A 23,108-nucleotide genomic window follows, 5' to 3' on the forward strand; every position below is an offset into this window, starting at 1 on the left:
TGTAACTCATTCAAGGCTATTGAATTCTTCCATCCATACGGCTACAGAGGCATCACTTGGCATTCGCCAATCACCCCGGGGAGATAGGGTAACTGAACCAACCTTAGGCCCATCAGGCAGGCAAGATCTCTTGAATTGCTGACTGAAAAACCTTTTATAGAAAATCTGGAGCCATTTTTTGATGAATTGCCTGTCATAGGTTCCATCAAAGGCAACCAGGGCAAGACGCAACACCTTGCGTGGAGAAAATCCCCAACGCACTATCTGGTACAAGAAGAAGTCATGAAGCTCATAAGGACCGACGATATCTTCAGTCACCTGACTAATGGCTCCTTCCTTGGTAGCAGGAAGCAATTCGGGACTGACCGGAGTTGCAATGACATCCAGAAGTACAGTTTTCAATCCTTGGTCGCTCTTCATGGCTACATAATGGACCAAGTGACGAACCAAGGATTTGGGTACCGAGCAATTTACCCCGTACATTGACATATGATCACCATTATATGTGGCCCAACCCAGGGCAAGTTCCGAAAGATCTCCGGTCCCGATGACGAGTCCCTTATAGAAATTGGCAAGATCCATGAGAACTTGGGTCCTTTCCCTTGCCTGACAGTTCTCATAGGTAACATCAAGCGTCGTTCCATCATGCCCGATATCCTTGAAATGCTGCAGCACCGCTTTTTTTATGGGAATGGTGGAAAAGGAAACTCCCAACTCCCTGGCCAAGGCCGTGGCATTGCCCTTGGTTCTCTTGGTGGTACCAAAACAAGGCATGGTGATGGCCCTGATGCCCTTTCTGTCCAATTTGAGTAAATCAAAAGCCTGCACACATACCAATAAGGCCAACGTGGAATCAAGTCCTCCGGAAAGCCCTATGATCACATCCTTGCATTGAGTATGCTCAAGCCGTTTTTTCAATCCCAGGGCCTGGAGGGTCATGATTTTCTCACAGCGAACATCTCTGGTCTCGGGATCGGAAGGAACAAACGGAGCGGGATCAACAAATCGTGTAATTTGAGTCTCTTCTTCCTTAAGATCAAAATATACGGAGGTATACACTTCCCTTCGCTGGTCAAACGTATTCACTCGCATTCTCTCGATGGCAAGTTTTCCTGTATCGAGCTCGGTGACCAATAGTTCTTCATTGGTGTTGAACTGTTCACCAAGCAAAGTACCATTTTCATAGATAAGATTATGCCCGCAGAATACAAGATCCGTCGAGGATTCCCCAGAACCTGCATCGCTGTAGATATACGCGCAGATCAATTTAGCACTCTGGCTTGAAACCAGATTCCGTCGATATTGTTTTTTTCCTACCAATTCATCGCTGGCAGAACAATTGGCAATAACAGTGGCACCGGCAAGGGCAAGAGAAGTACTGGGGCTGAGAGGAACCCAAAGGTCTTCGCAAATCTCGACGCCAAGGACAAAATCAGGGATATTTCTGCAAGCAAAAAGCAAGTGGGTGCCGAACAGCGTAGGCAATCCCTCGATCTCAACTTCATGGGTTAACGCATCAGGGGTACTGAACCAGCGCTTCTCGTAGTATTCCTGATAGTTGGGAATATTCTGCTTCGGCACTATCCCAAGGATCCTTCCTTTTTGGACGACTACCCCACAATTGTAAAGATGGCCGAAGAACACCAAGGGAGCACCAAAGACAATTACCGTTTCCAAAGAAGTGGAATACAGGGCAATCTCGGCAATAGCCTTCCTGGCTTCCCTCTGGAGGGCAACTTGCAAAAAAAGATCGGCACAGGTATAGCCGGTAACAACCAGCTCAGGCAACACAAGAAGGGCAAGGTGTTTCTCCGCAGCCTTGTCAATCGCCTGCTTGAGAGACGCTACATTGAATGTACAATCGGCAACCCGAATGGTGGCAGAATAAGCAGCACAGGAAATAAATCCATCCTTCATTGTCTCAGCTCCTTCCTATCAAGCACAACAGCCACTTCCTGATGAAAAGTTTGTGGATACAAATCAAAAACCTTCAACACCCTTGGAGTATAGCCCTGAGCCAGAAATTTCTGCAAGTCTCGGGCAAGCGTTACGCTATTGCAAGAGACATATATAATTCTTTTCGGTTCCCATCGTGAAATAAGATCAGGGACGGTGGCATCCAGACCAGTACGGGGAGGATCAACCACCACAGTATCCACAAACCGTTTTTTACCTTTGCCCCAGGCCTCGACGGAATCAGTGAAGAACTCTGCTGAAGGTACATTCTTTTTTGCCAGGGCCAAACATCGACTGTCCCGTTCCACAGCTACGATATGCCTGCCTTCTTCTTGCAGAAAGGAACTGAAAGTCCCTACCCCGCTATACAGATCCATGACCGATTCCCCCAAGCAATGCTGGCTGACAAATTGGCCCATTGCTGAAAGCAGAAACCTATTCCCCTGAAAAAACACTTTGGCTGATACCCAATAGCGGTGTCCGTCAACAGTTACAAGGACAGGTTCCTCTCCAAAGGACAGTTGCGTATCGCCTGCAAATGCATTGACTTCAATGTACGGTGTCTTCCCTGAATTATTGGAGAACATTTCCTTTCTTGCCGCTTCCACCAATTGATGCTTTTCTGCCAGAACCTTGTTAAGGGAGTCAACAAGAATGGGACAATGTTCAAGAGGAATCAAGGTGTTGGTCTTCTTGGCCAGAAAACCCACAGAACGAGAGGAAAGCTCCACATGAAATCGAACTCTGCTTCGATAGGCCCAAAAAGGGCCTTGAGAAACTTCTTCCACAAGCAACGAGGTGGGATCGATTGCCCCAATCCTTCCAAGATTCTCAAGAACCAATGTACGTTTCGTTTCAGCCTGCTTTTCACTTGAAAGATGCTGCAAATCACAGCCTCCGCAAATTCCGTAATAAGGACAGGGAGGGACCACCCTATCCTCTGAAGCTTCCAGCACCTGATTTACATGGCCATTGATATATCCATTTTTCGTCTGATCCACCGCATATTCAACCAATTCCCCGGCCAAGGCTCCCTGGATAAACAAGTTTGTCCCGTTTTCCAGACGAGCAAAGCCGTTTCCTCCCTGAACAAGTTTCTCAATTCTGACAGGCATCGGAAAACTCTTTTACATAGGTTGCGATAAGATCCATGCCCTGTTGCCAAAATTGCTCACTGGTAATATCGCAGCCCATTGTCGACGCAACATTGAAGGCACTGTCACTACCGGTCTTTTCCAACAAGGCAACATAGAGACCGGGAAACTTTTCTGGATCTTTTGCCCTCTGGGCATAAAGACCCAAGGCAAACAATTGGCCAAACGCATACGGATAATTATAGAACGAGAAATCGCTACTATAATAATGGCCTTTTACAGCCCACATATAGGGATGGTATATACCCAAGGCTTCGCCATACGTCTTCTTCTGACATTCAACCATTAACTGGGACAGTTGATCAGGAGTCAACTCATGGTCTTCCCTCTGAATAAAAAGCTCCTGTTCAAAATAGAATCTACAAAGAATATCAACACAGACCTGACAGGCATCTTGCAAGAAGTGCTCCACCAAGGTGAATCGTTCTTCACTTGAACAGTTAGCTATAGCTCCCTGGAAAACCAGATATTCACTGAAAATGGAGGCTGTCTCAGCAAGCGTCATCGGATATGTTCTCATCAGATTACTCTTGGGCAAAACTACGCTGTCATGGTAGGCATGGCCTAATTCATGGGCCAAAGTCGAAACCCCGTTAAAGGAAAAATCAAAATTTGACAATATCCTGCTTGTCTGGGCCAGGGGGAAACTTGTATCGTAGGCTCCCCCAACCTTTCCTTTCCTGGCTTCGGGATCTATCCAGCCATTATCAAAGGCATGTTGGGCAAAAGTTCCCATCCCTGGGCTGAATGCATTGAATTGCTCTATGATGAATGACCTTGCCTCTTCATAGGAATACTGCTTTCCGCCTTTTCCCACAGGAGCAAACAAGTCATAGAAAGCACATTTCTCCAAGTTCAAGGCCTTTGCCTTGGCTGCAAGATAGGATCGGAACATAGACAGGTTTTTCTCAAGCGTAGAAATCAGGGCATCCAAGGTCTTCTTGTCTATTCTCGATTGTGAAAGGGACCGATCCAAGGGGCTTTCATACTGGCGGGCTTTATCAAGCGAAAGGGTAGCTCCTTTCACTCCATTGATCGAGGCAGCGAAAGCCATTTCATAGGTCTTCCATACTGACAATTCCTTGTTGAAAGCCTTTTCTCGAATTGCACGATCTGCATTGAATGCTTCATTTCGCAATTCTATGACCGTTTTGGAGGTTTTACCCTCCCACTCGATACTGACAGATGAGGATAAAGCCTCTTGCAGACGAGAAAAAGCCTCAGTTCCGCTTCTGTTCAAGTCCGCGGCCAAATCTTCCATCTGGGGAGAAAGCAGATGTTCCTGTCTTTCGAGCAATTCCCCAAGGACATAGCGATAGGAAGCAAGAGGTTTCCCTTCCTGGGCAAGGGCAAATACCTTCGTCTTTTCCCTGGAAAGAAAATTGAGCATAACTACATCCAGGTGCTGAACAGACAAGGACATTTCCGCAACCTGGTTCACTGCCTTGAGAAATATTGGATTGGAGGTATCGGTGGAAAGACAACAAGAACTATAGGCATTGAGATTTTCATAATAATCAAGAATCAATTCATATAGTTTCACAGCCTCAAGAATATCAACGGAAGGAAAGGCAAGACGTTCTTCCAGGGTCTTTGAAAGGGAAACGACCTTTTTAAGGTCTGTCGTAAATTCGGAACTGTCTGCAGCCGGGTAAATCGGGCTGAGGTCCCATCGTGGTAAAATTGCCATAAATAAATACTCCTTCAGGATCAATAGTACGGCTCCAGAGGGAAAAGTCAACCGCCGTTATAGATTCAATCCATACTCGGCTATTTTGTTGATAAGGGTTCTCCTGCTTATGCCAAGCTCCTCGGCGGCATGAGTCCTGTTGCCTTCCCATCTGTGCAAGGCATGTATAATTGCCTCGACTTCTGCATCCCTCAAACTCTTCGCCTCCGGGGCATCTACAATGGCTGCGACCTTTTCCTGGGATTGAATCGAAACCGATCCCCTCAAGTCCAGATCATCGGTTTGTATCTCCTCACCATCGGCAAAGATTACCGCACGCTCAAGAATATTTTCCAATTCCCTGACATTTCCGAAAAAATCATGGTTGCAAAGGACTTGAAGCGCATCGGAGCTAAAACCTGAGACTTTGTGCCCCATCTCACGGTTCAGCCTTTTCAGGATTCCTGCAGATAAAAGAGGAATATCCTCTTTTCGTTCCCGTAACGGTGGAATCTGAATCCTGACGACATTGAGCCGGTAGAAAAGATCTTCACGGAATTTTCCGTCCCTGACCATTTGTTCAAGATCCTTGTTCGTAGCTGCAATGATACGGGCATTGATGGGCATAGGAGAAGTTCCCCCAAGACGGGTTATCCTTCGGTCCTGCAATACTCGCAGTATCTTGACCTGCAAAGAGAGTGGCATATCTCCTATTTCATCGAGAAAGAGAGTTCCTCCACTCGCAAGTTCAAACATACCGGTCTTTCGATTCGCAGCCCCGGTGAAAGCACCCTTCTCATACCCGAACAACTCACTTTCCAAAAGATTCTCCGGTACTCCACCAATATTGATAGCGACAAAAGGCCCTTCCTCGACAAGGGAAGAGGCGTGTATTTCCCGGGCAACCACTTCTTTTCCTGTCCCACTTTCCCCAGTTATCAGAACCGTAGAACTGGTCTCGGATATACGGGTGATGACTTCCTTGATTTTCTTGATTGCAAGGCTTTCTCCGACAAACAGGTGTTTGTCATTGTCTCCACCGTTACGAGTTTCGGATTCAACCAAGTTTCTCAGGTTCTGGGCTTCCACTAATTTCTTGATCCTGATGACCAATTCCTCAGGGTCGAAAGGTTTCACGATATAGTCCTGGGCTCCTTCTTTCAAGGCAGAAACCGCATCGCTGATATCGCCATGGGCACTGATCATGATGACAGGCATCCGAAATCCTTCCTGGCGGATCCATACTATCAACGAGAGACCATCCATTCCCGGCATTTTTAAATCAACAAGACAGGCATCATACGGGTTCAGTTTGAGCATTCTTTGTGCCGAAAGCCCATTCTCGGCACAATCACTCTCGATTCCATCAAGGCTGAGATAGCGATGCATCAGATCTCGGATGTTAGGTTCGTCATCGACAATCAGAATTTTCATAGGGATTCCTCTTCAATCATTTTCTTTTGATGTACGGAACGAGGTAGAATAACTTCGGCGATAGTTCCTCCGCCTTCTCTGGCATATAGACGGATATTCCCACCCCTGGCCTTGATAAACTGGTTTGATATGGACAATCCAATACCAGAGCCATGAATTTTGGTGGTAAAGAAGGGGTCAAATATTTTCTTCTCATCCCCCGCCTTGATACCATCCCCTCTATCCATAACCAATATATGCACAGATCCACGTTTATCAGTGGAAATCACGACTTCTACCTGGGGGTTCCTGTCATTGCAACTTTCAAGTGCATTTTTCAATAGGTTTTCAAAAACGGACCGGGCACGATCGGCATCAATGAGTATCTGCTCATGATCAACACAGGTAAACTTGATCGGTTTATCAAATCGCCTGATCAAGATGGAAAAAAGCTCAAAAAGGTCCACGACCACCGGGGTGCCCAAGGGATTGCGAAGGAAATCGCTCACTTTGTTGGTAAGCTGGGTAAGACGAAGGACTTCCTGTTCTATAAGTACCAGATCCGAAAGATTTTCCTTGGGAAGAATTTTCTTCAGAAGCGCAAGTTGAATAGTTATCGCACTTAAAGGATTCTTGATCTCATGAGTCAAGGTTCTTGCTGCCTGCCCCAGATTCACCAAGTTCTCTTGCTTTGCCAACGTTTCACGATAATGCCTGTTATTGCTATAAATGCTCAACACCAAGAAAAACAAGCCAATAAGAATCAAGGTGGATATGATACCAAGTATTTTTACCATTACCAAACGGTGATGATATACTTGACCATCAAAAAGAATATACAGGACATCAGGAAAATCAATGGGAGAGGGAAGCAAACCATTTTCCGAAAGGGTAAGTTCACCGGTATCAAGTAAAATGGTTAGCCGGGAATACCTGATATATTCAATCATTCCCGATTTCTCATTATACGTAGCGGTTCCCGTTCCCTTATCCCCTTTTCCAGACGTGGATGAAAAGATTTCCAAGGGAATGGTCATGGGGACATTTCCCAGGCTAAGGACTTTTCGGCCCTGGGAACTATAAACCCCGATACCGCTGATTTTTTCATCATTCATCGTCTTCAAGGCTTTCGTAGTACTATCCTGCATCGCAAGGAAAACAGAATTGAAAGAACGTTCCGCCTCGGACTGCATTCTCAACTCCTCCCTGTCCCTTATTGCAGAAGAAAGAAAAACTATCAGGCCAATCAATACTAAAAAAGCAAAGGTCAGGGAAGGAATCACTATAACAGGTTCCTTTCCATCGACAATCATCCAACGTGATTTATTCCCTTTCAATTTGTTCTCCAAAGATGTTTACTCATAATTCAAAGCTTCAATAGGGTCCAGTTTCGAAGCTTTCATAGCTGGATACCAACCAAAAAAAACACCGACAAACATAGAAAAACCCATAGCCAGTATGAACGAGCTATAGGATAAATGCAACGACCATTTCATGACGTTGGTTACGGAAAAACTGAGAAGGGCTCCTAAAACGATGCCCAGGATTCCCCCGATGAGCGTCAAGGTCAAGGCTTCTGAGATAAACTGGCCCCTGATGACACTCGGTGAAGCACCCAGGGCCTTTCGTATCCCAATCTCCTTGGTACGCTCGGCAACGGAGACAAGCATGATGTTCATGATCCCTATTCCCCCAACCAATAAGCTGATAGCGGCAATGGCAGCAAGGAACGCGCTAAAGGTACCCGTAATCTCGTTGGCCATCTCCGCCAAGGTTGCGGGACTGAATAGATTATAGCCATCCGTCCCTACCAGATTATCCAAGAATTCGGTTACTTTGTCCGAGACGGCAATGGTTTCAAATGCCGGGGAAACCTTCAGCACATAGGAGCCGACACTGCTGGTGTTTCTGAAACGCTGCTCATACGTATTATAGGGGATGAACACGCTAGTATCATAGGACAGACTGTATGTCGCATCTTTTTTTTCCAGGATGCCTACTATCAGATAGCTTTTTGCCTGGTTGCGAAAAATACTGATATATTGGCCAAGGGCGCTGCCATCAGGAAACAACTCCGTGGCAATGTCATGCCCGATGACAACAACCTGGCGTCTATTGATATTATCCATATCCGAAAAAAAGGATCCCTCTGCATACGGTAAATTCAAGACCTTTCCATAGGAAGAAGGAACGCCTGCCACTGCGGCAGAAAGATTTTCCTGACCATTCCGAATTTGCGCATTGCTGTTATTCATGGGAAGAATGGTTTCGATACCATCGATATTTTTTAACAAGGTATTGCTAAAATCCTCAGTAAAAGTTCCCGTGGTTCGTTGTCCATATGAAGGATAAATGGTTATCAGGTCCAAACCACCGACTGCAATGCTTTCTGTTATGCTTTTCGAGGCACTTTCGCCAATGGTAAGAATTGCCACGACAGAAGCAACTCCAATGACAATGCCCAAAAGGGATAAGGCAGTCCTGAGTTTACTGGCCCGCATGGCAAAGAAGGCTAGCTTAATATTTTCGAAAATCATGCTACTCCTCCAGCTTTCCGTCACGGATATGAATCTGGCGCAGACAACGCATGCCCAGTTCACGGTCGTGGGTCACCAATACAACGGTGCGTCCTTCACTATTCAATTCCTCAAACAATTCCATGATCTGGTTGCCTGTCTTGGAATCAAGGGCTCCTGTCGGTTCATCAGCAAGCAAGATCGCAGGATTGTTCACCAGTGCCCTGGCGATTGCGACTCGCTGCTTCTGCCCCCCGGACAATTCATTGGGGCGATGATTCATTCTATCGGTCAACCCTACCCTTGCCAACGCCTGCATTGCCCGTTGCTTACGTTCCCTTACCCCAATGCCGGCATAAAGAAGAGGAGTCACTACATTTTCCAAGGCAGTCATTTTTCCCAGCAGATTGAACTGTTGAAAGACAAAACCTACCTTCTGATTGCGGATAAAAGCCAATTCAGACTCATTCAGGCCTGCGGTGTTTTCACCATCTATATCGATTAAACCACTGGTAGGGGTATCAAGACAACCGATAAGATTCATCATCGTTGACTTCCCGCTTCCAGAGGGTCCCATGATGGAGGTAAATTCCCCTGCCTTGATCTCGATGCTGACACCATCGAGTGCTCTGACCAGGTAATCCCCCACCATGAAGTAGCGTCGTACATCCTGTAATCGTATTACGTTATTTGCCATACCTTTATCCTATCGTCTTGACGATCGTCCGCTGTCGGTTCCCAAGGTCATTGAAGCAAGAGCCGAAGCCGACGTATCAGTTTTACGAATAATAAGCGTATCGCCTATCTTCAAGTCTCCGGAAAGCAACTGGCAAATTCCTTCCCCGAGGTATTTGACCGTTACCGTTACCGTCTTGGTATTTCCATCCTCAAGTTTCTTGATCACCGTACTGGTGCCCCGGTTCGTCGTAACGGCACTCTGGGGCAGAAGGGTCAGCTTGACTTCCCCATCAACCACGATTGTTCCCTCGAAGGTAAACCCAGGAGCCAGGGTTCCAGGAGGATTCTCAATGGTTATCTCCACATCCATCACTCCTATACCTTGGGTTGTATAACGACCAAGCATAGGAATATAGGTTACGATTCCCTCAAGGGTCTTTCCCGGAAGAGAGTCAAAAACCAAGGAAGCCGTCTGTCCGAGCTTGATATATTGCATATCGATTTCATCTATTTCAACAGTCGCCTTGAGTTTGGAACGATCGATAATCGTCATGGCAGTATCACCAGCCTCGAAATAATCTCCTTCACTTACGGCAACATCAGCGACGACACCATCAAAACTTGCATAAGCTTGTGTATAATCAAGATTGTTCGTGGCTGTCTTCAGCTGCAGTTCAAGCAAATCCAAATCACGTTTGCTACCGTTCAACCGGGCAGTCTCAATATCCGCCTGTAGCTTTGCAACAGCATACTGCGCATTGGTATTGTCGATGGCAACCAAGGAATCCCCTTGCCTTACAGCATCCCCTTCCTTGACAGACACCTTGGTAATGGTACCTGTAGACCGGAGGATAACCGTCTGGGTATCATTTGGCTTGACATAACCTGAAAGGTCGATGGTAGTGGCATAGGAATTTTCATACACCTTGGCTTCAACTTCCTTTACCAAAGAAGTGGGTGCCTTCTTCTGGCCCCAGGGCAAATACCCATTGTCTTTATAAAAAGAATAGATAAGGAAGCTTGAAATCAACAGGGCGATTACGACTACCCAGACAATGGTCCTCTTTATCTTCCGATTCCTGAGTTTCTTGCGAAGCTGGCTTCGTATCTGGTTTTCCGTATTCATATCGGTGATGGTGTCATTCATTATCAGGTAACCTCTCTTAAAGTTCCAAGCTATGGATTTTATTCTGCAAAACCAAACCCTTCAGCATATCGATGGTAAAGTCGTATGAGTCCTGCTCTATCATAAAGGAAGCGGCAAGGACGTCTGCCTGCCTTGCAAGCCCCCTGGCAAACAAATCTTTTTGATGAACAAGCACTTGCCTGTGATATTGCATGGCGTTTTCCAACAAGGAATGCGATAACTTCCAGGAGGCAAGCTCCCCTATGAGGGAAGAGGCATCATAAAGATACTCACTCAAGGTATTGTTATATTCTATTTGTGCCAGCAATACCTTGTTTTCAAATTCCTGCAAGATCAGGGTATCTACCAAGGAGGTATTATCATTGTTCCAGGAACCGGAAATTGTCATTCCCGGATTTATTTTGCCGGAATCAAAATCATATGAGGCAGAGGCCGAAGCCCCCAAGGAAAAAGTTTTGCCGGAAAGCTCCGCGCCAAGGGAACTCTTTACACCAGAGCCTTTGGTAAATAAGGTATTGGTGGCATTGGCGGTAGGAAGCGTAACAGAACCGGACAAACCAAGAATCCTGTTTGTCTGTCTTGCTTGCTCAACCTTAAAATCTTCCTTGGCAATCTCCAGGGCCATCATCTTGAGTTTCACTTGGGAATTGCCATTGGGATTGGTAGAAAAGGAAAGTTCAGGATCGGGAATGTCAGTAACACCTTCCCAGTTCAGATCAGTGAGGGAAGTATATTGTTGCTTTACGAGTTCAGAATTAGCTTGCAAGCTTGCAAGTGTTCCCTTGAGGCTTTCCAGGGAGTTGTTTTTTTCTTGAAACGAAAGGCTTTCAGGAGTCAGAATCTTAAGCTTGAGAGCATTATCGAGTTCTGTTTGGATATCCGCAATTTGTTTCTCGGTATCCTTGATATTCTTTTCCGTTGTCAGCAATGAAATGATTTGTTGATACAATGAAGTCTTGAAATTCGTCACACTATTTTCGTAGGTGTACCCTCCCAAAAGAGTATTCTGCTTGCCAAGAAGAGCAGACCGGTTATCTCCCGTCTCGCCAAACGTGATGGTATGTGTTGCTGAGAGGTAGGGCGACGTGGCATAAGCGGAAAGCGTGGGAATATAATCCGTGGAACCTGTTCCCACACTGATGGTGGTATCTCCATCATCGGGAAGCGTAAAGGTTACGGAAGAACCACTGGAACTCAATACATATGCATCAAGGGAGGAACTGTAGGTAGTACTCAGATCTCCACTTCTTATTTCGATGCCCAGTTGATCATCGGCTTCATCAATGGAGACAGCCAATTCAGCATTCTGCTTAGATAAAAGGTACATTTTCATCTGGCTGCTGGAACCCAAGGCATTTTTGACGATATCACCAAGGCTTGCACTAAAAAGTGGAGGAATATATAACGACACGACAAGCAGGGCCAGTATGCCCCTTGCATATTTCTTCAGCATAACCACAAGTCTCCTGAAAACAATTTTCAACATTGACAATATCATACATCCCTATGGTTTAGCACAGGGAAAACAATATCCTTGCAAAGAAATCAAGTTTTATAAAAGATGTTGGCCCCCATCGATGTGCAAGACATCTCCAGTTACGAATGTAGATGAAAGGAAATACCAAACAGCCTCACACAGCTGCTGGGGATTCCCGGTGCGTTGGAGAGGAAGTGTCTTCTCCATCCGGGAAAAATACAAACCATCATCCAAAGCCAAAATGAGACCAGGGGCAATTTCATTTACCCGTACGACCGGCGCCAAAGCTACACCGAGGGCTGCAGTTTCCGCTGACAGAGCCCCTTTTGAACAATAATAAGAAGGACGGGAGGCTGTCGGATTGGAAAGCTTGGTATCGGTGATATTTACGACAGAACCTCGTGCATTCCTATCTTTCAGGTGAAGATACAGATATTTGGAAAGAAAAAAAGGAGCTGCTGCATGCAAGGCCATATCATGAAACCAAATTGCCTCATCGACTTCCTCGATAGGTTTGCTTGAAAAAGCTGAGGCACTGTTTACCAAGGCATCCACTTTCCCGAAAGGTTTGGCAAATGCCATAAACAAGGCTTTGAGCGCAACAGTATCAGAGAGATCCCCCTGGACGACCGCTGCATCACAGCCCATGTCCATCAGTTCCTTTTGCAGGGTAAGAGCTTCCTGGTAACTTGTATTGCAATGCAAGACAAGCTTGCATCCTTTTTGGGCAAGATAGAGAGATATTTCCCTACCTATACGCTTTGCTGCACCTGTTACTACAATTACGTCGCCAATGTTCATATTGCAACTATATCGATGTTGTTGCCGATTGACAATTGCAGGAGTATATTCTAAGTGCACAGGAAAAAACTGTATAAGGAAAACAATTAATGGAACAAGATGATCGCAATAACGGCCAAGAATTCTCACAACCAGAAAAGGGATGGAAAGAAGAATTCAAGAAACGATTTTCGCAGGAACCTGGAGTACATCTCGGGGGAAAGGATCCCAAGAATCAAAAGAAATTTACCTTTTCTTTTTGGTATTTCTTTATCATTCTTCTGCTCTTCATTGCCCTCAATTCCTTTTTGGTCACCAAGGGTACAAATGCCTACTCGGTGGATTATAACCAGTTCAAGACACTTATCACAAATGGAACAATCAAACGAGTTGAAATCCAGGATGAAAAATATATAGGGTATTCCGTTACCAAGGAACAAGCAGTCTCTGATTTGAAAGGTACCGTCACGGACCTGTCAACCATATCTTCAACTGCTTCCATTGTGCAAACCTACAGTACCTATAAGATCAATGATCCTTCATTCATTCCTCTTTTGGATACCAATAAAATTGAATATTATGCTACAGCCCCGGTAAAACCAGGACTGCTCTCCTCACTGCTATCCTTCATTCTCCCCATGGTTTTTGTCTTGCTCATCTGGAAATTTCTATTCTCCAAAATGGGACAAGGAGGCCAGGGTGTACTTTCTTTCAACCAAAATAAGGCAAAGATTGTTGCCGAGGGCGATACCGGTGTCAGATTCGATGATGTAGCGGGTGCCGATGAAAGCAAGTATGAACTTGAAGAAGTCGTGGACTTCCTCAAGCACCCGGAAAAATATACCGAAATCGGAGGCAAGATACCCAAGGGAGTCCTGCTCGTAGGCCCTCCAGGAACAGGAAAAACCTTGCTTGCAAAGGCAGTTGCCGGTGAGGCTGGGGTTCCTTTCTTCAAGATGAGCGGCGCGGACTTTGTCGAAATGTTCGTTGGTGTCGGTGCTGCCAGGGTCAGGGATCTTTTCAAACAAGCCAGGGAAAACTCCCCATGTATTATTTTCATCGATGAAATAGATGCCATCGGACGCTCAAGGGTATCTGCGGGAATCGGCGGAAATGATGAACGGGAACAAACCCTCAATCAATTATTGGTCGAAATGGATGGTTTTGATTCAAGGACCGGGGTTATCATTCTGGCGGCAACCAACAGACCAGAGATACTGGATCCTGCCCTTCTTCGCCCAGGTCGTTTTGACCGCCAAGTCCTCATTGACAAACCCGACTTGGAGGGACGTTTTGCCATTTTGAAAATCCATACCAGGAACATCAAGCTTGACAAGGATATTGATTTACGAAAAATCGCCCAATCCGCGGCAGGATTGGCTGGAGCTGATCTTGCAAATATTGCCAACGAAGCTGCCTTGCTTGCCGTCAGACAGAGTCGCAAGGCAGTCAAGCAAGTTGACTTTGAAGAAGCAATAGAGAAGTCGGTCGCAGGATTGGAAAGGAAAAGCCGAATACTCAACAAGAAAGAACGTGATCGGGTGGCTTTCCATGAAACAGGACATGCCTTGACGGCCTATATGACCGAGGGAGCAGAACCAGTAAGCAAGATTTCCATCATTCCACGTGGCCTGGGAGCCTTGGGCTATACCCTTCAATACCCAACTGAGGATCGTTTCCTGCTTTCTGAAACCGAGCTTCTGGGAAATATCGATACACTTCTGGGAGGACGGGCTGCAGAAGAGGTCATCTACCATGAAATATCCACCGGAGCGGGAAATGACATTAGCCGTGCAAGTGACCTGGTCAGGAGAATGATTTGTGAATTCGGAATGAGCGAACGATACCGGAACATTACCCTTCCTACCACACAAAGCGGAATTTCCGGAATTTCCGGTTCCAGGGAATATTCTGAAAAGGCTCAGGAATACATCGATACTGAAACAGCAAGAATCGTCAATATTGAGTATGAAAAGGTAAAGCAAAACCTTGAGAAAAATAAAAAAGCATTGGAAACCATTGCCAATAGATTGCTCGATAATGAAGTAATCGACGGAACAGAGTTCCAAGCTCTTGCAAAAAGTGAAGTCATTGTCTAATCTGAATCAGTATGATCAAAAAAAAGATTGAAGACAAAGAATTAACAGAACATCTAGCCTCCTTGCCAAAAGATGGCAGGGAGGTGTTTCTTTTGCAGAATGGCCAAATCCGCCTGACTGCCTTGCAAGCAACGGAAATGCTCTGTCAGATGAGAGCCAACCATGAACTGGGAATCTTGGAAACCTATGTTCTGGGACAAGCCTATCTGGCAGCAGGGTTGCTAAGTGCAACAGTCAAGGGAAATGACCGTATCCAGCTGAATATAGAATGCGGAGGCCCTATCGGAGGCCTCAGTGTGGAAGCTTGGGCTTGCGGAGCAGTAAGGGGTTACTTGAAGAATGTACCCATAGCCGTTACAAAACCTATGGAGAGCTTTGATCTCAATGAGTTGTATGGCCCTGGCTTTCTTTCTATCGTAAAACTGTTGGAAAATAACAAGACACCTTTTACTGGACAGGTAATGATGCAATATGGTGATCTCGCAAAAGACTTGGCACTCTATTACTTGCAATCCGAGCAAACCCCCTCCCTGTTCTTTTTGTCGATTCAGTTTGACAAGACGGGGACTATAGCGGGAGCCGGAGCCTTGTTTTTGCAGGCTTTGCCCGGCTGTGAGGAAGGGGTACTGGAATCCTTGCAGAAAAAGGCATCCACCCTTCCAAGTATCGGATCCTTCCTTGCCAAGGGATCGGATATCAAAGAGTATGTAGAGAATGAATTCTCGGATTTTGGGGTCCAGCATCTTGCCCATCAAGGTCTGGGTTTTTCTTGTCCCTGTGACAGGGAGAATTTCTCGGGATACTTAAAAGGCCTTGGTAAGAAAGAGCAGCAGGAAATTCTTGAAAATGGACCATTTCCTTTGCAACTGGTGTGTTTCAACTGTAACACGACGTACAATTTTGAAAAAGAAGAACTAGTACACTTGTTTGCATGACAAGTGGGGAGAAAGAATGATTTTTTTTGCAACATCAGCCCTTTACATGAATGACATTGTCGAGCAAGAAGCCCTCAATGCTGGAGGGACTGATATCCGAACCGTATCCGGTGGAGTTGAATTTGCCACCGATCTGGCAGGGGCCTATCGTTTCTGTCTATGGTCGCGAACCTCAACCCGGCTTTTGCTTGGATTGTTTGAAGATGAGGATATACGGTCTGCAGATGAACTATATGAAGCCTCGGTCATGATTCCCTGGGAAAAATGGGTTACCCCCGAACAAACGTTTTCCGTTTCGGAGACAGTCAAGAATTGTTCCTATCTCAAGAATTCTCATTTCGGGGCAATAAGGCTCAAGGATGCCATTGTTGATAGGATACGAGAAAAATTCGATGACCAACGCCCAATGGTGGACAAGGAAAATAGTGATGTGACCTTCCATTTGCATATTGATGGGGATCATGTCAGTTGGTACGTCGATTTTTCTGGCAAGGGATTGTATAAAAGAGGTTATCGAGCCGAACAGACAGAGGCCGTCCTCAGCGAATATCTGTCAGCTTCCGTGCTTTTCAGAAGTGATTGGCGCAAGGCTATGGAAAAAGAGGAACAAGTTCCTCTGCTTCTTGATCCTTTCTGCGGGGCAGGAACCCTTGCAATCGAAGCCGCCCTCTGGGCAACGGAACAGGCCCCAGGGCTGGTTGTCGCTCGCAGATTTGCCTTCTTTGGCCTTCCTGTCCATGATCCTGACCTTTGGGATGATCTTGTGGATGAAGCTCTTGCCAAAGGGGAAGAGGGTCAAAAGAAACAAGTGCAGATCCATGCCTGGGATATTGATCCACGGGCAATTGCCATGGCCAAGGCAAATGCAAAAATTGCCAAGGTTGACCAGTTCATCGATTTTCAGGTGAAAGATTTCACGAAGATTACCAAGGAAGATGTTCCTGCCGGCCTGGGCTATGTAGTAACCGATCCTCCTTACGGGGTAAGGCTCTCTTCCTCTGACCAGCCAATGGAAATGCTCTACAGGGTCATTGGACGTCAATTCAATTCACTCTTTGGTGGTTGGCATATTGCCATTCTGTGCGGTCAACAGGAATTGTTGAGTTTCATTGACATGAAACCGGATAGAACCAATACGGTTAACAATGGAGGAATTCCCTGTCAGATTGCTCACTACTATGTCTTCAGCGATGATGAGCGTCAGGCGATGATCGACCGGGCAATCCTGAAAAAGAATGAAAGGTTGGCACAACCTTTGAGCGATGGTGCTCAAATGGCTTATAACCGCTTGAAAAAGAATCTTGAACGAGTGGTTCCCCTCATGGAAAAACAGGGGGTCACTTGCTATCGTATTTATGATGCCGATATGCCTGAATACAGTGCAGCCATAGATTTGTATGAAAACAAGTATATCAGCCTGCAGGAATATGCAGCCCCCTCCACCATTGAGGTAGAGGATGCCCTCAAACGGCTCAACGAACTTATCGATGCAACCGAAAGGGCAACAGGCATTGACCGTGACATGATTTTCGTAAAGCAAAGGACCCAGCAACGGGGTGACAACCAATACGAAAAACTCGGACAGGGAAGCAAGTTCTACCTGGTCAACGAAAACGGGGCACGGTATATGGTCAATTTCACCGATTACCTTGATACCGGACTTTTTCTCGACCACAGACCTATACGAGCAGAGATTGCCAAGATGGCCGAGGGCAAACGCTTTCTGAATCTCTTCTGCTATACAGGGTCTGCAACGGTACAAGCAGCAAAAGGGAAAGCCCTGAGCACTGTCAGTGTGGATGCTTCGGCAACCTATCTGGATTGGGCCGGAAAGAACATGGAACTCAATGGATTGACCCAGATGAACCACTTCTTCTACCGAAGCGACTGTATCCAGTATCTTTACGATACCTATGATCGATTCGACCTGATTTTCTGCGATCCCCCCACTTTTTCGAACAGCAAGGGACGGGATAGTTTTGATGTAGATCGTGACCAAGTAAAACTAATCAAGGCCTGCATGATGCATCTTGACCCGAAAGGTACCATGGTCTTCAGTTGCAACTACAGAAAATTCAAGATGGATGAATCACTCCTGGAAGAGTATGATATCGAGAACATCACTCCCCGGACGATCGGCGATGATTTCGAACGAGATCCCAAGATCCATTACTGTTTTTTGATCAAGCACAGATCATTGGCCAAGAAAGTACATATAAAACAAGGGCGAACACTGACTCTCAAGAAAACCGAAGAAGTGTAAAACCTAGAGGGAAACAAGCAAAAACTTGTTTCCCCTTTTTTATCGCTTCTCAGCGCGGAATCTAAGTCGGACATAATCAATTATCCAATTCTTTCCGTCAAATAATCGCTCTTTGATCGAATGTTCAGCTTCCTCAATGATCTCTTCTTGCAAACCAGGTTCCATATTGCTAAAAGGAGCAGTCAGGAACATATGAATCCAATTGCGAAGACCTTCAGGTCCCTCCATCTTGGTCGGGCGGTCAAATAAAGTGGCATAGGTTACCGTAAGACCTTCTGCTTCCAGCATCGGGGCATACTCACCGATGGAAGGGAAATAATGGGGATGGATATAGGTAAGTTTCCGAACTGAAAAAGAATGGGACAAGGCATCATGGATAGCTTGGGCACATCCCAGACCTCCCATTTCAGCAACAAGCACTCCGCCTGGTTTTAAGGATCGTGCAATATTGCCAAGCAATATCGGTTGTCTTTGCTTATCAATCCAATGGAATACCGCATTCGAAAAGACAGCATCGAACTCTTGATCGAAATCAAGGAAAAGAGCGTCACAGCAGTGAATGTCCAAGGCAGGAAACTGTGCTTGAGCCTTGGCCACCATATCAGATGATCCATCAACACCGGTAACCAAGGCGCCTTTATTGGCAAGCGTATTGGTAAGCACTGCGCTACCACACCCTACATCAAGGATACGTTTACCTGAGACAGGTCCCAGAAGTTGCATCACATCATTGCCATAGTCATACACAAACCCACACTGTGTCTGATATACATCAGGATTCCATATTTTATTCATGTCCAAATTGTAGCATCTCTATAAACAATTGTTCCAGAGGCAAAAAACATGCTAGAGTCTTTTCATGAAACCAAATCATCAGACTTCCCAATCAATCTCCCTGGTTTGCCCCTTTTGCGAGCATGAACAAAAAGGACTGGTCTATCCTGTCATTGATCTGAAAGCAAATCCTACCTTGAAGCTTGGGTTGCTTACCGATTCACTGTTTTTTGTAACTTGCGAAGCTTGTGCCAAGCAATTTGAGGTTATACATGAAATGTTGGTCCTTGATGAGGACAATACCTATGCAATTTTTCTTGCCCCCGATTTCAAGGGAAACCACTTTGACAATCCAGAAGTTTCAAACTTTCCCGGTTATAGACTTAGGCTGGTTTCCTCAGTACAGGAACTGAAAGAAAAAATTCTGCTCTTCGCCGAAGGTCTTGATGACAAGACCATTGAGTTATGCAAGCTCTATATACTCATGCAAATGGAAAACAAGGCTTGTTCCTTGCTTTTTTCAGGACATCAAGTTGTAGAGGGCTTGTTGCTTTTTTCAGTCTTCAACGAAAAAGGCGAGTCCTTCCAAAGCCTTTCCTGCGAAGAAGGTCTCTATGGCAAGCTCTTTGCCAGGGCTCAGGAATTTACACCTGACCAAACAAATTTCTCCAGAATCGATGCAAATTGGGCGTATACAGCCATTGCATCAATCTAGAAACATCGTTTTCCAGGTTCACGCTTACAAGTAGCACAGTGATAACAGATTTCATTATCCATGACCAAACCATCCCGGAATTGCTTGATATTGCCCAAAGTGGTTTCAGCAATGTTATGAAGAGCCTCATCGGTCAAAAACGCCTGATGACTTGTAACCAATACATTGGGCATGGAAATCAATAGCATCAAGGTATCGTCCTCAAGGATGGTGTTGCTTCGATCTTCATAAAAAATATCACCTTCCTCTTCATACACATCCAAGGCCGCTGCACCAATTTTCTTGCTTTTGATCCCTTCAAGAAGGGCTTCACTATCGACAAGACCCCCACGTGAGGTATTCAAGATCACAACCCCGTTTTTCATTCTGGCAATGGCCTCTTTGTCAACCAAATGCTGGGAATCGGGAGTAAGAGGACAGTGCAAGCTGATAATATCACTTCTCTGGCATAATTCATCGAAGGAACAATATTCACCATCAAAATCAGGATTGGGAAAAGGATCATAGGCAAGGACTTTCATACCAAAGCCTTTGCATAGGTCGTTGAACACCCTTCCAATCCTTCCTGTACCGACAATGCCTATGACTTTTCCGTGCAAATCAAACCCAACAAGTGAGTTGAGACTGAAATTGAATTCACGGGTCCTGACATACGAATGATGGATATGCCTTACGGAACTGAGGAGCAAGGCCATGGCGTGTTCTGCTACGGCATAGGGTGAATAGGCAGGAACCCTCACTACATGGATCTTTCCAAAAGCCGTTTTGAAATCTACATTATTATAACCAGCACAACGCATTGCAACCAATTTAACTCCGTCATCAATAAGGCCCTTGATGACAGCTTCGTCAACATGGTCATTTACAAAAGCACATACCACATCGAAGCCTTTTGCAAGCAACACGGAATTTTCATTGAGTTTAGATTCGAAATATTGAATTTCTACGTCATAATCCTGTTTTAGCCGGTCAAACCAATTCTTATCATAATTCTTTGTATCAAAGAAAGCCAATCGTGTCATATTCAGTTTCTCCCTTAGCTTAGGGCAGCCTTTTTGTATTCATCTTCAGATTTAGGATTTTGCAACTCTGGCAAAACCCCAAAGATCCAAACCTATATATGTATACAAGAAAGAACTGCATAGGGAAAGCATAGCAGGGAATGCAGTTTCAAACCATACCTCTACAGGTAGAGCCAAAAAAAGAGGATGCCCGATACGACAATCCTCTTCAATGATATATTGATGAAACTTCTAGGAAATTACTTCCTCAAGCACATCTATCAACAATTGGTAATCACCATCAATGGCAGCGATATCAGCTTCAAGCAAACGATCTGGGTCAACAAGGGACCAATCAAGATCATGCCCTGCATTAAGGATCAACTGATAGAAAAAGAGTCTTGCAGCTCGACCATTCCCATCCCTAAATGGATGAAGGGCTTCGACTTCGCCCATATAGAAGGCCAAATCATTGATAAAATCCTCGCGTTCAAGGTTTTTCAGGTAATAATCGTCCCTGAGCCGTGAAAAGATGTCCTCGGAGGCAGATTCAATGAATTCAGGGTTGCTGAAAACTGTTCGTTTTGCTGCGGCAGATGTTCTGATCTGACCACTTGAAGGATACAAATCTCCAAAGAGTCTTGCATGGATTGATTTAAGATACTCAAAATCAAAAGTATTCTTTGGATCTTCAGTAAGGATTTCAGCACTACGAATATTGGCAAACATTGCCTCTACCCTTCTCAGCTTTGCTCGTTCCTTGATCGAAAAGAAATTTACCAGACAATTGGTATGAGGATAAAAACTTCCTTCCTTGGCAGGTGGGGTATAATTGGTATCAAGCCCATTGTTCTCGATAAATTCTTGAATCAATTGGTCCGGAGTCACATCTCCCTCCAAGATTCCCCTCATTGCACTATCATCATCATCAGAGAAAACGAATCCTTCCGCTTCTTGATTGAACCTGATATAGTCGATGCATGCTTGCACTCGGCCTGATTTCATAAAAAAGCTAACCATCCTTTTGCCTTGCAAGGGCTTTTACCAATGCTACACAGCCTAGGGCAATGTGCTGAATCCCAATTACCACAGATTTGGGACGAACGTTCCGTGGTGCGGATACCATTCGATCCGCAATCATCAATACTAGTATCTCCTATGATAGCCATACCAAACTTATCAGGTCAAGGCAATACCATAGAAAAAGAGCCCAGAATTTACCTGGGCCCTTCCATTTTGTTCTCTAATCAATCTAGAACGAGAATCCCATGAACAAAGAACCCGTAATAAACTGGGGATTGGTAGTTTCACTGAGAACCCAGGAATAACCACCGTTAAGGCCAACGGAGAACCAATTGTTCACCTGGTAAGCCAAGGATCCCTTCGCAAAGGCACCGTACATATATTTTTGTGAAATCAAATTGTCAGTGAAGGAATAGAATAGGAATCCACCACCGCCAAGGGCAACAGTCACTTTTCCTAGTGTCAAATCAATCTTAGGCATAACGTATACTGATGCAACCTGGGTCAATTTGTTAAAGGTAGTTGTGAAATCAGAGAATATCGTTGAGATAAAGGAAGGCCAACTACTTACGGAAGTCTGAAGCAAAGGATCATAGGCAACGGAAACATCAAGACCAAAGCCAAGAGCTTTATTGATTGTCCAAATGTTATTGAAACCTAGTCCCAATATTGCCCGAGGACCATATTTTCCAAAGGACCCAATTCCGGAGGGAGCATAGGAGGCTCCTAAACCAAGAGAAATAGTGGTGCTATAACGACTATCCTTGACATCTGCAGGTTTAGTAGTTGCACTAGTCGCCGGTTCTGCAGTGGCTACTGGCTCTACGGTGGCTGCTGGCTCTATGGTGGCTGCTGGCTCTACGGTGGCTGCTGGCTCTACGGTAGCTGCTGGCTCTACGGTAGCTGCTGGCTCTACGGTGGCTGCTGGCTCTACGGTAGCTGCTGGCTCTACGGTGGCTGCTGGCTCTATGGTGGCTGCTGGCTCTATGGTGGCTGCTGGCTCTACGGTAGTTGCTGGCTCTACGGTGGCTGCAGCTACTGGTGCTGCAGGAACTTCAGTAACAATTGGCTCAGAGGTAGACACTGAACTTGCGCTGAAATTTACGCCATCATAGGATTGCTGGAGATATAATGAATGAGCAACTGAACCTTCGATACCATTAACGGTAAAACTGGTTACCGAGGAATCAACGACAGTCCAGTCAGAAGATTTTTCTCCATCAACTTGATAACGGAACGTAGTAACCATCGGATCCTCAACCGTCCATTCCCAAGTAATGACAACAGGTACAGCAAACAACGTTGCAGGAATCAGTACCAGTGCTAACAACACCGCAATAAGCTTTTTATTCATAATAACAACTCCTAGTATTCAGATCATGGATTGCAAGGATGTCAAATTCATCATTTCAATAATACACTTCAAGAGAAATAATAACAAGCAAAAACATCCCTCTGCAAGGGCTACAAATGCCAACCAAGGGCTTTATAGCAGATTTCCTTGCCTT

General features: G+C 45.4%; 19 protein-coding genes. 4 read left to right on the forward strand and 15 right to left on the reverse strand.

What is annotated here, in order from left to right:
- Nucleotides 1–6 precede the first annotated feature (6 nt).
- The 10 genes from ACHZBG_RS03840 to ACHZBG_RS03885 form a co-directional block, all read right to left on the reverse strand.
- Entirely contained in the window at nucleotides 7–1,917 is a 1,911-nt protein-coding gene (locus ACHZBG_RS03840) for an NAD(+) synthase (protein WP_320128123.1), read from the reverse strand.
- The gene (locus ACHZBG_RS03845; protein WP_320128124.1) at nucleotides 1,914–3,071 is read right to left on the reverse strand and encodes a TRAM domain-containing protein; all 1,158 of its coding nucleotides are present in this window, start codon (nucleotides 3,069–3,071) and stop codon (nucleotides 1,914–1,916) included. Before ACHZBG_RS03845 ends, ACHZBG_RS03840 begins: the two co-directional genes overlap by 4 nt.
- Complete coding sequence (locus ACHZBG_RS03850; protein WP_320128125.1) at nucleotides 3,055–4,800, reverse strand: M3 family oligoendopeptidase; 1,746 nt, start codon at nucleotides 4,798–4,800, stop codon at nucleotides 3,055–3,057. Before ACHZBG_RS03850 ends, ACHZBG_RS03845 begins: the two co-directional genes overlap by 17 nt.
- Before the next feature lie 57 nt (nucleotides 4,801–4,857).
- Nucleotides 4,858–6,213, reverse strand: coding sequence for a sigma-54 dependent transcriptional regulator (locus tag ACHZBG_RS03855; protein ID WP_320128126.1), 1,356 nt, complete (start codon nucleotides 6,211–6,213; stop codon nucleotides 4,858–4,860).
- The gene (locus tag ACHZBG_RS03860; RefSeq protein ID WP_320128127.1) at nucleotides 6,210–7,529 is read right to left on the reverse strand and encodes a HAMP domain-containing sensor histidine kinase; all 1,320 of its coding nucleotides are present in this window, start codon (nucleotides 7,527–7,529) and stop codon (nucleotides 6,210–6,212) included. Before ACHZBG_RS03860 ends, ACHZBG_RS03855 begins: the two co-directional genes overlap by 4 nt.
- A gap of 18 nt (nucleotides 7,530–7,547) precedes the next feature.
- Nucleotides 7,548–8,729, reverse strand: coding sequence for an ABC transporter permease (locus tag ACHZBG_RS03865; RefSeq protein ID WP_320128128.1), 1,182 nt, complete (start codon nucleotides 8,727–8,729; stop codon nucleotides 7,548–7,550).
- Nucleotide 8,730: 1 nt separating this feature from the next.
- Nucleotides 8,731–9,405: an ABC transporter ATP-binding protein gene (locus ACHZBG_RS03870; RefSeq protein WP_320128129.1), complete on the reverse strand. Its 675-nt coding sequence runs from the start codon at nucleotides 9,403–9,405 to the stop codon at nucleotides 8,731–8,733.
- A 9-nt stretch (nucleotides 9,406–9,414) separates the two neighbouring features.
- Nucleotides 9,415–10,533, reverse strand: a complete 1,119-nt coding sequence (locus ACHZBG_RS03875; protein WP_320128130.1) for an efflux RND transporter periplasmic adaptor subunit — start codon at nucleotides 10,531–10,533, stop codon at nucleotides 9,415–9,417.
- 16 nt (nucleotides 10,534–10,549) lie between these two features.
- Nucleotides 10,550–11,986, reverse strand: coding sequence for a hypothetical protein (locus ACHZBG_RS03880; protein WP_320128131.1), 1,437 nt, complete (start codon nucleotides 11,984–11,986; stop codon nucleotides 10,550–10,552).
- A gap of 99 nt (nucleotides 11,987–12,085) precedes the next feature.
- Nucleotides 12,086–12,811 carry an SDR family oxidoreductase gene (locus tag ACHZBG_RS03885; protein WP_320128132.1) on the reverse strand — a complete coding sequence of 242 codons (726 nt, stop codon included), beginning with the start codon at nucleotides 12,809–12,811 and terminating at the stop codon, nucleotides 12,086–12,088.
- An 89-nt stretch (nucleotides 12,812–12,900) separates the two neighbouring features.
- Between ACHZBG_RS03885 and ftsH the strand changes: the two genes are divergently transcribed.
- The 3 genes from ftsH to rlmKL are packed head-to-tail and all read left to right on the forward strand — an operon-like array spanning nucleotide 12,901 to nucleotide 18,087.
- Nucleotides 12,901–14,889 carry an ATP-dependent zinc metalloprotease FtsH gene (gene ftsH, locus ACHZBG_RS03890; RefSeq protein WP_320128133.1) on the forward strand — a complete coding sequence of 663 codons (1,989 nt, stop codon included), beginning with the start codon at nucleotides 12,901–12,903 and terminating at the stop codon, nucleotides 14,887–14,889.
- 11 nt (nucleotides 14,890–14,900) lie between these two features.
- Nucleotides 14,901–15,824, forward strand: a complete 924-nt coding sequence (locus ACHZBG_RS03895; protein ID WP_320128134.1) for an Hsp33 family molecular chaperone HslO — start codon at nucleotides 14,901–14,903, stop codon at nucleotides 15,822–15,824.
- A gap of 16 nt (nucleotides 15,825–15,840) precedes the next feature.
- Nucleotides 15,841–18,087, forward strand: a complete 2,247-nt coding sequence (gene rlmKL / locus ACHZBG_RS03900; protein WP_320128135.1) for a bifunctional 23S rRNA (guanine(2069)-N(7))-methyltransferase RlmK/23S rRNA (guanine(2445)-N(2))-methyltransferase RlmL — start codon at nucleotides 15,841–15,843, stop codon at nucleotides 18,085–18,087.
- A 39-nt stretch (nucleotides 18,088–18,126) separates the two neighbouring features.
- Here the strand turns inward: rlmKL and ACHZBG_RS03905 are convergent, their stop codons facing one another.
- Nucleotides 18,127–18,882, reverse strand: a complete 756-nt coding sequence (locus tag ACHZBG_RS03905) for a class I SAM-dependent methyltransferase (protein WP_320128136.1) — start codon at nucleotides 18,880–18,882, stop codon at nucleotides 18,127–18,129.
- Between the two features lie 64 nt (nucleotides 18,883–18,946).
- On the opposite strand from ACHZBG_RS03905, the gene ACHZBG_RS03910 reads away from it, so the two are divergent.
- Nucleotides 18,947–19,576 (forward strand): CpXC domain-containing protein, encoded by a 630-nt coding sequence (locus ACHZBG_RS03910; protein ID WP_320128137.1) that lies wholly within the window; start codon nucleotides 18,947–18,949, stop codon nucleotides 19,574–19,576.
- On the opposite strand, the gene ACHZBG_RS03915 is transcribed toward ACHZBG_RS03910, so the two are convergent.
- The 4 genes from ACHZBG_RS03915 to ACHZBG_RS03930 all read right to left on the reverse strand — a co-directional run bounded on the left by ACHZBG_RS03915 (nucleotide 19,573) and on the right by ACHZBG_RS03930 (nucleotide 22,954).
- Nucleotides 19,573–20,598, reverse strand: a complete 1,026-nt coding sequence (locus ACHZBG_RS03915) for a 2-hydroxyacid dehydrogenase (RefSeq protein ID WP_320128138.1) — start codon at nucleotides 20,596–20,598, stop codon at nucleotides 19,573–19,575. The genes ACHZBG_RS03910 and ACHZBG_RS03915 overlap by 4 nt on opposite strands.
- Nucleotides 20,599–20,829: 231 nt before the next feature.
- The gene (locus tag ACHZBG_RS03920) at nucleotides 20,830–21,582 is read right to left on the reverse strand and encodes a Fic family protein (protein WP_320128139.1); all 753 of its coding nucleotides are present in this window, start codon (nucleotides 21,580–21,582) and stop codon (nucleotides 20,830–20,832) included.
- A gap of 7 nt (nucleotides 21,583–21,589) precedes the next feature.
- Nucleotides 21,590–21,718, reverse strand: coding sequence for a hypothetical protein (locus ACHZBG_RS03925; RefSeq protein ID WP_320128140.1), 129 nt, complete (start codon nucleotides 21,716–21,718; stop codon nucleotides 21,590–21,592).
- Nucleotides 21,719–21,829: 111 nt separating this feature from the next.
- Nucleotides 21,830–22,954 (reverse strand): hypothetical protein, encoded by a 1,125-nt coding sequence (locus tag ACHZBG_RS03930; RefSeq protein WP_320128141.1) that lies wholly within the window; start codon nucleotides 22,952–22,954, stop codon nucleotides 21,830–21,832.
- Between the last annotated feature and the right edge of the window lie 154 nt (nucleotides 22,955–23,108).

Source organism: uncultured Sphaerochaeta sp., from assembly GCF_963676625.2.
GTDB lineage: Bacteria > Spirochaetota > Spirochaetia > Sphaerochaetales > Sphaerochaetaceae > Sphaerochaeta.